Genomic DNA, 11630 nt, shown 5'->3' on the forward strand with positions numbered 1-11630 from the left:
GCCGACACCCACGCCCACGCCCACGCCGGCACCTACGCCTACGCCCACGCCGACACCCACGCCCAGGTCGGCCCCGGAGCCCCCGGTCCTGCCGGTCGGCGCCGCCGAGGACAGCGACGAGTCCTGGGGCGATCGGCCGGACGACGAGGTGACCCGGCTCACCGCGGACCGTCCGCCGCACCACGACAGACCTTGACCCGTAGCGCGACGACCGGAAGGAGCCGAGGGGTGCGCTACTGGGAGGGCTTCGCCGCCCCGAGCCCGAGAACGCCCGGGTTGCACACGCCGGCCGGGTCGAGCACGCCTTTCGCCGCGAGAAGCGCGGCCGCGAACGGTTCCGGGCGCTGCCGGGCGTAGTGGGAGGCGTGGTCGCGGCCGACCGCGTGGTGGTGGGTGATCGTGCCGCCGCCGCGGAGGATCGCTTCGCTGGCGGCGGATTTGATCTCGGCCCACTGGGCTAGTTCCGAACCGGGCCGGGTGGGAGCCAGCACGGTGAAGTACGGAGCCGCGCCGTCCGGGTAGACGTGCGTGAGCCGAGTCGTCACCGTGCCGCCACCGCAGACGCGGGCCAGTGCCTGCCGGGTCTCCTCGAGCACTCCGGCGACGAGAGCGTCGAACCCGGACCAGGGGACCGCAGTCTCGAACGTTTCCGCCAGCGCCCCAAGTTGGACCAGTTGCTCTCGCAGGTACGGTGCGCGCAGGAACGCCGCCCGCCAATTCGTGCCGGCCGTTCCGCGGGAGCCGGACTCCAGGCAGCGCAAGCCGTGCGTGCCGAGCAGCTCGCCGGCCTCCGCGGCGGCCGCGTCGACGGTGACCGCGATCGCCTCGAAACCCAGCACGAGCGCCGCTTCCCCGGTGGTCAAAGCCCCGGTGATCGCGGCCTCCGTCGGGTCGAGCAGGCGGCAGGTCGCGGGCATCAGCCCGGCCTGGACCAGCTCACGGACCGCGCGCGCACCAGTCGACAGGTCCGGGGCGGCATAGGTCGCCGACCAGCGGTGCGCAGGTCGGGGCTGGACCCGCAGCCAGACCTCGGTGATGACGCCGAGGCTGCCCTCGCTGCCGAGCAGCCAACGGTCCGGGCTTGGGCCCGCTCCGGATGCCGGCAGCCGGCGGGACTCCCACCAGCCTGCCGGGGTCACCGCCCGCACCGACTCGACGAGGTCGTCGATGTGGGTGAGCCGGGTGGAGAAATGACCAGCCGCGCGGGTAGCGACCCAGCCGCCGACGGTGGACCGCTCGAAGGACTGCGGGTAGAAGCGCGCGGTTAGTCCGGCCCGGCCGAGCGCGGCCTCGAGATCCGGCCCGCGCGTGCCGGCTGCGACCCGGGCCGCACGCGACACCGGGTCGATTTCCCGGACGCCGGCGAGCCGGGACAGGTCGAGGCTGACTACTCCGGTGAAGCCGTCGCCGACCACCGGCTCCACCCCGCCGACCACGCTCGTGCCGCCCCCGAACGGAACGCAGGCGACGCGCTCGGCCGAACACCAGTCGAGGGCTGCCTCGACCTCCGCCTCGTTCGCCGGGTAGAGCACCGCGTCCGGAACCGCGTCGAACTGGCCGCGCCACCCGCGCACGACATCGCGATATGAACGCCCGATCCCATGCCGGGCCCGATCCTCATCTTCAACGCCAACCGCCCCCAGCCCACGTGCCAGCCGAGCGCTGACCCGGTCGGGCGGCAACCGGGGCATCGGGGCCGGGGGTTCCGGGTCGCGCAGGGCGAACCCGAGATGTGCCTCGAGGGCCGGCCGGGCCGCGGTCAGATCCGCGAGGGTGGCGGCGTCGGCGGGTTCTCCCCAGCCCCAGACGCGGTAGCTGGTCATTCCAGGACCGCCGAGATCTGGTCCACGGCGGCGGCGGCGGCGATGGTCAACGCTTCGGCGGGCGTGACGGCGACGACCAGGATCCCGTTCGCCGGGAGCAGGAGGACCGGCACCTGGGCACCTACGACCCGGGCCGCGGAGCCGTCCGCCCGCGCGGCGATGAGGTCGACCACGTCGCCGACCGTCAGCACCGACGCGTCACCGTCGGCCGATAGGTGGACGGTGGCCGCGACCCGGCCGGCCGGAACGATGGCCGGCCCGACGAGCGTTTCCCCGGTGATCGGCAGACCGCGCGGGGCGCTCGCGGCCAAGGTGCGGCCGAACAGCGCGGCGCCCGGGCCGGCCGCACCGTCGGGCACGTCGGCGGCCGGGAGTTGCTCGGCGCGCAGATCGCCGGGGGTGAGCACCGTGCCGGCGGGGAGCTCGCGGGCGGCGACGAGAACGGTGACCCCGCCGGGTGGTTGCGCGCGTAGCGCGGAGATGGTCGCCGCCACCGCAAGGGCGGCGAACGCCCCGGCCAAAGGCCGCCGGTGGCGGAGCAGGAGCCGGCGCACCCGCGGGTCGACCTGCGGGCCGGTCACGGTAGCCGGATCGGCAGGCTGAGCCCGTCGAGGGAGTCGCCGCACCGGCAGGCCCGCACCTCCGGCAGGGCGGCGACGCAATCGACGAGCAGGGAGCGGAGCCGGGCGACGTTGGCCTCGAACACGCGGAAGACCTCGGCGTGGCTTACGCCCTCGCCCGGGTCGATCCCCGCGTCGAGGTCGGTGACGAGGCAGACCGCCGTGTAGCAGAGGGCAAGCTCCCGGGCGAGCACCGCCTCCGGGTGGCCGGTCATGCCCACGAGCGTCCATCCCGCGGAGGCGAACCAGCGGGACTCGGCCCGGGTGGAGAACCTGGGGCCGTCCACGACGACGAGCGCCCCCGCGTCGGTCACCGGCCAGCCGGCCGCCCGGGCCGCGCCGATCGCCGCCGACCGGCCCGCGGGACAGTAGGGGTCGGCGAAGGACACGTGAACGGCGCCGTCGTCGTAGAAGGTCTGCGTCCGGCCGCCGGTGCGGTCGACCAGCTGGTCGGGAACGACGAGCGCGCCGGGGCCCAGTGCCGTTGTCAGGGATCCGACGGCGCACGGGGCGAGGACCTGCCGGACGCCCAGCTCGCGCAGCGCCCAGATGTTCGCCCGGTACGGGATCCGGTGCGGTGGGTATCGGTGGTCACGACCGTGGCGGGGGAGGAAGGCGACCCGTCGGTCCGCGACCTCGGCGAGCACGACGGGGTCGCTCGGCGCCCCCCAGGGTGTCGAAGGGTGCACTTCCTCGACGCCGTCGAGGAAGGCGTAGAACCCCGAGCCGCCGATGACCGCGATGTCGGCGCGACTGCCGTCCGGCATCCGCCGACCTTAGCCGGGCCGGAGCCTCGGCGGGGGTGCCGGCAGCTGGCTGTGGACGACTACGCGACCTTGGAGGAGTCGCCGGCCTTCGCCGGGGCGGTGGTCCCGGCCGCACCTTTCGCCGGAGTGGCGTCCCCAGATTTGGCGTCCTTGGCCGCGGCGGGGGCAGCGGTCCCGTCCGGGGTCGTTCCGGTGGGCGTTCCGGCGGCGGGTTCGGCGTCCTTCTTCTTCTCCGTGCCCGCCTTCGCCGCGGCGCGAGAATCGTTCTTGTAGAAGCCGGAGCCTTTGAAGACGACGCCGACCGAGGAGAACACCTTGCGCAATCGACCCTGGCAGGCCGGGCATTCGGTGAGCGGGTCATCGGAAAATGCCTGGACCGCCTCGAGGTGCTCGCCGCACTCGGTGCACGCGTACTGGTAGGTCGGCACTGGCCCTCCGTTAGCACTCTTTAGCCTTGACTGCTAATTGTGCGACATCGCGGTCGCCGACGTCCAGCGCCGCGCGGGCAGACTGGGGCCGACGCCCCGGCGATCGTCGGTGTCGCCTGGACCTGCCGGAGGCTCGACCGTCGCGTGGCCCGGCTCAGTGGCCGATTCGGATCGCCTTGATCAGCAGGAGCGCGGCCGCGAGGACCAGGTAGCCGCGCAACGCGCCCATCCCCAGTTTCAGCCCCGGGGACCAGCTCACCGGCTTCAGCAGGGCCAGCTGCGGCATCCGCCAGGTCGCGCGTTGGCTGCGATCCACCGCCGGCGGGACCACCCCGCGCCGGCGTTGCGCGATCCGGACCCCCGCCGCGGCGGCGCCGCCACCGAGGACGAGGGCCGCCCCCAGGTATTCGGTGAGCCGGGTCACGTCCAGCTTCGGGAACAGCGTGGTCGCCATCAGAGTCCCGGACAGCACGAGCAGGACCCCGACGATCAGCGCGGCCAGCAGGTTGAGCCAACGCGGGTTCACCCACGGTCCGAGAACCTCACGGTCGTTGCACAGCAGCAGCAGGAACACGCTCGCCGAGGGCAGCAACAAGCCGGCCAGCGCCTGCACGCTGGTCGTGATCAGGCCGAGCGGCGCCCGCGGGATCAGCACGACCCCGGCGGCCACCGCAACGAGCGCGGTGTAGCTGGCGTAGAACGCCTTCGCGTCCCGGAAGTTCCGGTGCAGGGAATGGCGCATGTTGAACACGTCGCCGAACGCGTAGGAGGTCGCGAGCGTGACCGCTGCGGCGCCGACGATGCTTGCGTCGAGGAGCACGACGGCGAACATCACCCCGAGCGGATGTCCGAGTCGGCCCAGCGCGTGAGCCACCCCCGCCGCGTCGGTGAAATGCCCGGCCAGTGACGAACCGCGGAAAGCGTAATCCGCGATGATCATCAGCGCGGCGGCGCCGACCACGACGATGACGCTGCCGAACACGGTGTCTACGCGCTCGTAGTTGATGAAGCGCGGGGTGATCCGCTTGTCGATGATGTTCGACTGCTGGAAGAACAGTTGCCACGGCGCGACGGTCGTGCCGACGATGGCGATGACGAGGAGCACCGCGTCGGAGCTGATCCCGCCCTGGATCCCGGGGACGACGAAGTCGTGAGCCAGCGTGCCCCACCGCGGGTGGGACATCAGCGCCAGCGGGACGAAGATGATGCTGATCGCGATGAAGAGGAACATGGCTCGTTCCCACCGGCGGAAGCTGCCACTCGCGGTGATCGCGACCAGGACTCCAGCGGCAACCGGCACGGCGACGTACTTGCTCACCCCCAGGTAGCTGAACGCCAGATCGACGCCGATGAACTCGGTGACGATGGTGAGGAAGTTGAGCAGGAACAGGTCGCCAACCGAAAACCAGCCCCAGAATCGGCCGAAACGTTCGTTGATCAGCCGGGCATGGCCCACGCCGGTTACCGCCCCGAGCCGGACCACCATCTCCTGGTTGACGACGAGAACGGGGACGAGCAGGAGAAGGACCCACAGCAGCGAGTACCCGTAGTTCTGTCCGGCCTGGGCGTAGGTGGATACCCCCCCGGCGTCGTTGTCGCCGACCATGACGATGAGGCCGGGTCCGACGATGGCGAGCAGGGTGAGCAGGCGGACCTTGAAGGAGCGACCTTCGCGGCCGTCGTCGGCCCTGATGCTGCCGAGGGCGCCCTGGATATCGCCCTGGTGGGCTTCGTCGAGAACCGCGCTTGGCGCCGCCAGCCGAGCGCGCTGCCCCTCGGCCGGGGTGCCGAGGCTCATCCGACCGGACTCTCCGGACTCGTCGCCGGCTCTTCGGTACTCAGCTCGGCGGGTGCGGGTTCGGGATGGGGGGCGGGTTCTCGACGGCGCCAGTCCTCCGGAATGGTCGCTTCGAGCACATCGTCGACCGTGATGACCCCGACAACGTGATGCTCGTCGTCGGCGACGGGGATCGTCACGAGGTTGTAATCGCTCATCAGCAGCGCCACGTCGATAACGTCCGAGTCGGCGTGGACATGAACCGGGTCGGACTCGCCGATCTCGGCGAGCCGAACGTCCGGAGCGGACTGGACGAGCGTCGTCAGCCGGACGAAGCCGGCCAGCTGGCCGAACTCATCGTGGGTGTAGATCCCGGTGAGCGCCTCCGGTTGGACCGCGGTCGCCACCCGGACCGCGTGCAGCGCCGCCGCGACGTCGGCGGTCGCCGGTACCGAGACGAAGTCGACCCCCATCAGGCCACCGGCGCTGCCCGGGTTGAACCCGAGCAGGGTCAGGACCCGGGTGCGCTGGCCCGCGGGAAGCAGGTCGAGGACCGGCTGCCGGCGGCTCTGCGGCAGCTCCGCGACGGCGTCTGCGGCATCGTCAGCCCGCATGTGGGCGAGCACGTCGGCGACCTGATCGTTGGTCCGCGCGCCGAACAGGCGGCTCTGTAGGTCCGGGTCGATCTCCTCGAACACATCCGCCTCGAGTTCGGGGTCGCTGTGCACCACGTCGAGGATCTCGGTGCCCTCCTCTTTCGACGCGTCCTCGAGGAGATCCGCGATCTGGGCGGGCTTGAGCCGTTTGACCCGGCCGAAGGGGCCGCGCAGGGTAGCGCTGGCCGCGTGTCCGATCAGGGGCTCCAGCGCCTTCCAGTCCTCCTTGCCCTGGGCCATCGCTCCAGAGCCCCTCCGGAACAACCGGGACGGTCGGTGGGTGTCGACGGCACAGACCGACCAGCCCTCCGGCCCGTGGACCAGCTCGACGTCCCAGGCGCGGACCAGCCGTGCGTCGGCCACGTCGATGAGCCTGTGCCGCAGGACGTCCGCGCGCAGCAGCACCTCCCCCTCACGGCGCTCGAACCGGCGGACGTCGACGGTCTGCCGGGCGAGCTGGAGCGGAGCCTGCGACAGCTCGCCAATCCCGCCGGCGGGGACGAACACCTCGCGCCGCGCAACCTTGGCGGCGATCCCGATGACCAGCGGGTAGGCGTCACCCTGGAGCCGGACCACCACATCGGAGAGCCGGCCTACCGCCTCGCCACGCCGATCGACGATTGACCTGCCGAGCAGCTGGGAGAGGTGCACGCTGTCGGTCACAGGGTCACCCTAAAGGTCCCAGGTTCGGCCCGGCTATCGGTATTCCGGCCACGGGGTAGGGGCCGCACCGGCCAACTGGCGGCTGAATTCGCCGAGAAACCAACGGCGGAACCGGACTTGATCGGGCGCGGTGGCGAGGGTCAGCAGATGCCGGCCGGCCCGGCAGTACTCGTCGGCCTCGTCGAGGATCTCCGCCAGGTGCATCACGGCGGGACCGACCTCGGCCGGCACGTGGTAGGTGAGATCGGGGATCGTCGTCTCCCCGTCAGCCACGGCGTCCGCGAGACGCTCTTCCTGTTCGGCGGCGAGGCCGCCGTAGCTCGCATTCAGCTCCCCGATCAGATCGATCAGCCGGAGCGGGAGCGCCGTCTCGCTTCGCTGCCGCAGCTGCTCGGCGATCAGCGAGAGCTCCCGCCGGAGCGCTTCGCTGTGCTCTTGCGTGCTGGCGTACAGGCCCACCGGCAATTCCAGCAGGTGGACCTCGTGCAACTCCGCGATCACGGTCACGCGGCGGATGCCCGGGGTCCGCCCGGAGCCGGCCGGCCGCCGTCTTCGAATGCGGCGAGCAGGGTTTCGACGTCGGCGACCTCGACGTCGTCGGTCGCCACGTCGTGGCTCACCAGCTCGGACCAGACCACCTTGCCGCCGGCGTCCCGATGCGTTCCCCAGGCCCGACTAACGTCCCGGACCAGGGCGAGTCCCCGGCCGGTCGTGGCGTCCGGACCGTAGTTCCGGACGCCGGGTCGGCGGGACGAGCCGTCCCGAACCTCCAGCCGGAGCGAACCGTCGGACAGGATGAGGGTGACCGTGAAGGGGGTGCTCGCGTGCAGGACGGCGTTGGTGGCCAGCTCGCTGAGCACCAGCCCGGCGACCCACTCGAAGTCCGTGGCTGACCAGCTGGCGAGAACCTCCGCGGAGAATCTGCGCGCGCTGCGGACGCTGCTCGCATCCGGGGGGAAGACACGCTCCGCCTGCCGCACCTCGGCATCGTAGCCAGGCGCCCACGGGACCCTGGGTCTCGCCCGACACAATAGGAGGATCGGGCTGGGGCGGACTTGGGCCTTCGGAGGTTGCGCGTGGCGATGCGCGGCGACAGCGCCCGCTGGCCGCTCGCTGCCGAGGCGATCTCGTTGCCGCCGAGTCCGGGGTCGGTGCGCCTTGCCCGTGACTACGTTCGGGTGCTGCTCCGGCGGTTGGGATGCGAGCCGCTCGTCGAGGCCGCCGCGGTGGGAGTGACCGAGCTGGTGACCAACGTGGTGTTGCACGCCCGGACCCCCATGACCGTGGGAGTCCGGCTGTCCGGCCGCGGGGAGGTCCGGATCGAGGTCGCCGACGGGTCCGCCGTCCCCCCGCAGCCACGGGCCTACGGGCCGACCTCTGGGACCGGGCGGGGCCTGCTGCTTCTCGGGTCGGCGTCGACCGCCTGGGGAGTCGAGCGCGCCGGTCCGGACGACGGCAAGGTGGTCTGGTTCCTTCCGGCGAGCGATCTGGCAGCTGGCGACTCCGGCCGCTCCGGGTCGGGGGGCACGCGGAAGTGACGGCGGGCGACGATTCGGCGGCGGTTCTCGGCCGGTACACGGCCGGCGCTCCCCCCGGCGAGGAGAGCGTTTCCGTGGAACTGCTCAACTTCCCGCTTCAGCTGTTCGCCGCGGCCCGGGAGCGCCACGACGAGTTGATGCGTGAGTTCGCACTGCTCGCGCTCGCGCCCGACCTCGAAGCCGACCGCCGCGCGCTTCCGGCCCGGCTCGCCCAGCTGGTCGAGCTGCTCGGCCGGCGCTACGCGGCGGCCGGGGTGCGCATCGACTCGAGCCGGGACGCGGCGGTCGCCCGAGGCGAGCTGGCGATGGATCTCACCTACCAGGTGCCTCGGTCGGCCGGCGCGGAGATGGCGAGCCTGCATGACCTGATCGTGGAGGCTGACGCCTACTGTCGGGACGAGCAGCTGCTGACCCTCGCACCCGACGCCGAGCAGAAGAGCTTCCGGGACTGGTTCCTCCAGGAGTTCGTTCGCCAGCTCGCCGGTGAGCCACCGCGCCGGTGGGACGGACCCATGACCGCGAGCGGTTGACCGATGGCAGCGCTTCGATGAGCGGTCACGGGCGTCCGGCCGATCTGCGCCGGCTCACCGCAGCCCTCGCCCTGGTCGGCGGATTCACCGTGATCGAGGTCGTCGCCGGGGTGTGGTCGGGGTCCCTCGCACTGCTCGCGGATGGCGGCCACCTGCTCGTCGACGCGGTGTCACTCGCGGCGGCGATCCTCGCCGCCCGGCTGGCCTCGAGACCGGCCCGCGGCTCGTGGACGTTCGGCTTCCAGCGGGCCGAGATCCTTTCCGCGGCGGGGAACGGGGTCACGTTGCTGGTCGCCGCGGCACTGGTCACCGTCGAGGCGATCCGGAGGCTGCTGCACCCGTCAGCGGTCGGCGGCCGGACGATGGTCGCCGTCGCCGCGGCCGGGATCGTGCTCAACCTCGCGGTGGCGTGGGTGCTGCTCCGGGCCGACCGGTCCAACCTCAACGTCGAAGGCAGCCTGCGCCACGTCCTTGCCGACCTCGGGGCTTTTCTAGCCACCCTCGTCGCGGGGGTCGTCGTCCTCGCGACGGGATCCCGGCAGGCGGACTCGGTTGCCTCGCTGCTCGTCGCGTTGCTGATGGTCGACGGAGGTCGGCGGCTGCTCGCGAAGTCCGGGCGGGTGCTACTCGAGGCAGCGCCCAAGTCGGTCGACCTGGCCACGGTTCGGGCGCACCTGCTCGAGACCCCCCACGTGCGCGACGTACACGACCTGCACGTCTGGACGGTGACCAGTGACCTGCCCGCCTTGTCCGCGCACGTGGTCGTCGCCGACTGTTGTTTCCGAGAGAACCACGCGCCGCGGATTCTCGACGATCTCCAGGGTTGCCTCGTCGGTCATTTCGACGTCGATCACTCGACGTTCCAGCTGGAGGCCGCGGACCACGCGGCGCACGAGGCCGGGCTACACGACTGAGCAACCCTCCACCGGGTTACGGCGTCATCTAAATGGGGATGCCGGATGCGCGGAACCCGGCACCCGGGCACAATAGGAGTCCCGCGGATACGCTGGACCCGGCGCGGGGGCCGAAAGGGTGGACGACACGATGAGGGTCAGGTTCGGACGCTACATCGTGCCGCCCATGATCGCCGGCGCCGTGCTCGTGGCCGGAGGCGTCGCCGCAGCTGTCGTCGTCGGGTCCTCGCACGGCTCGGCGGCGGCTGCCCCAACCGCGACCAAGGCGCCGCCGCCGCCGGTCGGAGTGTCGGTGGTCGGGCTGCGGGCCGGCGTGGTTCCCTGGAGCCACCCGCTCACCGTCTCGGTCACCAACGGGCGGCTGGTCGCGGTCGTGGCCACCGACCCGTCGGGCGGCGTCGTAAACGGCAGCTTCGATCCGAGCCAGAGCGTGTGGCGGGGCGCGACGACACTGATTCCGCTGACCCATTACTCGTTGACGATCGCCTACGCCAACCTGGCGCACCAGCTCGCCCGGGAAACCGCGACGGTCACCGCCAGTGACTCCGGAGAGCACCTCGATGGCACGCTGACCCCGGGCGACGGGGACGTCGTCGGCGTCGGGCAGCCCGTGGCGCTCTACCTGGACCGATGGGTTCCCGAGGCCGAGCGTGCGGCGGTACAGGCCCGGCTGCGGGTTAGCACCTCGCCATCGGTCGTGGGGGCCTGGTCGTGGATCGACGGCCAGGAGGTGCACTGGCGGCCGCAGCACTACTGGGCCCCGGGAACGGCCGTTCACGTCTCCGAGAACTTCGCCGATCTCTACCTCGGGAACGGCGTCTGGGGGCGTGGCATCCACTCGGTGTCGTTCAGGATCGGCGATTCGCACGTAAGCATCGCCGACATCAACCAGCACATCATGACGGTGTACGACAACGGCAGGGTCGTGAACGTGTTCAAGATCAGTGCCGGCCGGGACAAGTACCCGACCAAGCAGGGAGTGCACATCGCCCTCGAGAAGGAGCCCTCCGTGCAGATGATCTCCTCGACGGTCGGAATCCCGGTCAATTCACCGGACGGATACGACGAGACGGTCTACTGGGACGTTCGGATCTCCGATGGCGGCGAGTTCGTGCACGCGGCCCCGTGGTCGGTGGCCCAGCAGGGCCACGTGAACGTTTCGCATGGGTGCATCAACCTCGCGCCGGCCAACGCCCAGTGGTTCTACTACTTCTCCCAGCGCGGCGATGTCGTCGACGTTATCGACGGCGGGGCGCCGACCGACACCGGCGACCCGGGAATGGCCGACTGGAACATGTCCTGGTCCAGCTGGCTGGCCGGCTCGGCCTGATCCAGGCCTAGCCGAACCGCTCCGTTCCAGCCGGCCGGAGCACCCCGTCGACCGGCTGATCGGCGGCCCCGCCGGGCACCCGGTCGAGCAGTTCGCCGTCGTACACCACCGCAAAGACCAGGCGTGGTCGTCCACCGGACAGGGCGCGGTCGATGTACCCACCGCCGCGGCCCAGCCGACGTCCACTCCGGTCGACGCCGAGCGCCGGGACGAAGGCCAGCCCCACCTTCGCCAGTGCCTCCGGTCCAAAGCGTTCCCCGACCGGTTCGGGCAGGCCGAACCGGCCCGGGACGAGCGGCTCGCCCGGGTAGTAGCGGATCCAGTCGAGTGCGCCGTCGCTGCGCACCGCCGGCAGCAGGACCTGCCGGCCGGCCCTGGCCAGAGCCGCGAGCAGCGGCCCGGTCGGCGGCTCCGGGGCAACCGACGCATAGCCCGCGACGAGCTGCGCGCCGACGCCGACCGCCAGGGCTACGCCGGCGCGGCCGATCGCCTCCCCGGCGACCGCCTGCTCGGCCGCGGTGAGCGCCGCCCGCGCGCCGGCCAGCCGGCGGCGAACCACCGGTTTCGACTCGATAATCACGTTC

Annotated in this window: 13 protein-coding genes; 4 read left to right on the forward strand and 9 right to left on the reverse strand. The window is 71.7% G+C overall.

Annotated features, from left to right (window positions below; all coding sequences use genetic code 11):
• Positions 1 to 233: 233 nt before the first annotated feature.
• The 8 genes from VNG13_07545 to VNG13_07580 all read right to left on the reverse strand — a co-directional run bounded on the left by VNG13_07545 (position 234) and on the right by VNG13_07580 (position 7714).
• Positions 234 to 1823: an FAD-binding oxidoreductase gene (locus VNG13_07545; protein HVA60377.1), complete on the reverse strand. Its 1590-nt coding sequence runs from the start codon at positions 1821 to 1823 to the stop codon at positions 234 to 236.
• Positions 1820 to 2404: an SAF domain-containing protein gene (locus VNG13_07550; protein ID HVA60378.1), complete on the reverse strand. Its 585-nt coding sequence runs from the start codon at positions 2402 to 2404 to the stop codon at positions 1820 to 1822. The genes VNG13_07545 and VNG13_07550 overlap by 4 nt, the downstream gene beginning before the upstream one ends.
• Entirely contained in the window at positions 2401 to 3210 is an 810-nt protein-coding gene (locus tag VNG13_07555; protein ID HVA60379.1) for an S-methyl-5'-thioadenosine phosphorylase, read from the reverse strand. Before VNG13_07555 ends, VNG13_07550 begins: the two co-directional genes overlap by 4 nt.
• Positions 3211 to 3269: 59 nt before the next feature.
• Positions 3270 to 3638, reverse strand: coding sequence for an FmdB family zinc ribbon protein (locus VNG13_07560; GenBank protein ID HVA60380.1), 369 nt, complete (start codon positions 3636 to 3638; stop codon positions 3270 to 3272).
• A 154-nt stretch (positions 3639 to 3792) separates the two neighbouring features.
• Positions 3793 to 5436: an Nramp family divalent metal transporter gene (locus VNG13_07565; GenBank protein ID HVA60381.1), complete on the reverse strand. Its 1644-nt coding sequence runs from the start codon at positions 5434 to 5436 to the stop codon at positions 3793 to 3795.
• Positions 5433 to 6734, reverse strand: coding sequence for a CBS domain-containing protein (locus VNG13_07570; protein ID HVA60382.1), 1302 nt, complete (start codon positions 6732 to 6734; stop codon positions 5433 to 5435). Before VNG13_07570 ends, VNG13_07565 begins: the two co-directional genes overlap by 4 nt.
• A 33-nt stretch (positions 6735 to 6767) precedes the next feature.
• Positions 6768 to 7241: a hypothetical protein gene (locus VNG13_07575; GenBank protein ID HVA60383.1), complete on the reverse strand. Its 474-nt coding sequence runs from the start codon at positions 7239 to 7241 to the stop codon at positions 6768 to 6770.
• Positions 7238 to 7714, reverse strand: a complete 477-nt coding sequence (locus tag VNG13_07580; GenBank protein HVA60384.1) for an ATP-binding protein — start codon at positions 7712 to 7714, stop codon at positions 7238 to 7240. Before VNG13_07580 ends, VNG13_07575 begins: the two co-directional genes overlap by 4 nt.
• Positions 7715 to 7816: 102 nt before the next feature.
• Between VNG13_07580 and VNG13_07585 the strand changes: the two genes are divergently transcribed.
• The 4 genes from VNG13_07585 (at position 7817) to VNG13_07600 (ending at position 11046) form a co-directional block, all read left to right on the forward strand.
• Positions 7817 to 8272, forward strand: coding sequence for an ATP-binding protein (locus VNG13_07585; GenBank protein HVA60385.1), 456 nt, complete (start codon positions 7817 to 7819; stop codon positions 8270 to 8272).
• Positions 8269 to 8802, forward strand: coding sequence for a hypothetical protein (locus VNG13_07590; GenBank protein HVA60386.1), 534 nt, complete (start codon positions 8269 to 8271; stop codon positions 8800 to 8802). The genes VNG13_07585 and VNG13_07590 overlap by 4 nt, the downstream gene beginning before the upstream one ends.
• A gap of 17 nt (positions 8803 to 8819) precedes the next feature.
• Positions 8820 to 9716 carry a cation diffusion facilitator family transporter gene (locus VNG13_07595; GenBank protein ID HVA60387.1) on the forward strand — a complete coding sequence of 299 codons (897 nt, stop codon included), beginning with the start codon at positions 8820 to 8822 and terminating at the stop codon, positions 9714 to 9716.
• A gap of 130 nt (positions 9717 to 9846) precedes the next feature.
• Positions 9847 to 11046 carry an Ig-like domain-containing protein gene (locus tag VNG13_07600; GenBank protein HVA60388.1) on the forward strand — a complete coding sequence of 400 codons (1200 nt, stop codon included), beginning with the start codon at positions 9847 to 9849 and terminating at the stop codon, positions 11044 to 11046.
• Between the two features lie 7 nt (positions 11047 to 11053).
• Here the strand turns inward: VNG13_07600 and VNG13_07605 are convergent, their stop codons facing one another.
• Positions 11054 to 11626: a 5-formyltetrahydrofolate cyclo-ligase gene (locus VNG13_07605; GenBank protein ID HVA60389.1), complete on the reverse strand. Its 573-nt coding sequence runs from the start codon at positions 11624 to 11626 to the stop codon at positions 11054 to 11056.
• Between the last annotated feature and the right edge of the window lie 4 nt (positions 11627 to 11630).

It is taken from the genome of Mycobacteriales bacterium, assembly GCA_035533475.1.
Lineage (GTDB): Bacteria > Actinomycetota > Actinomycetes > DATLTS01 > DATLTS01 > DATLTS01.

Coding starts and splice junctions, on each gene's coding strand:
- VNG13_07565 (HVA60381.1), bottom strand. CDS start 5,436: ATGAGCCTCGGCACCCCGGCCGAGGGGCAGCGCGCTCGGCTGGCGGCG.
- VNG13_07555 (HVA60379.1), bottom strand. CDS start 3,210: ATGCCGGACGGCAGTCGCGCCGACATCGCGGTCATCGGCGGCTCGGGG.
- VNG13_07585 (HVA60385.1), top strand. CDS start 7,817: ATGCGCGGCGACAGCGCCCGCTGGCCGCTCGCTGCCGAGGCGATCTCG.
- VNG13_07595 (HVA60387.1), top strand. CDS start 8,820: ATGAGCGGTCACGGGCGTCCGGCCGATCTGCGCCGGCTCACCGCAGCC.
- VNG13_07600 (HVA60388.1), top strand. CDS start 9,847: ATGAGGGTCAGGTTCGGACGCTACATCGTGCCGCCCATGATCGCCGGC.
- VNG13_07545 (HVA60377.1), bottom strand. CDS start 1,823: ATGACCAGCTACCGCGTCTGGGGCTGGGGAGAACCCGCCGACGCCGCC.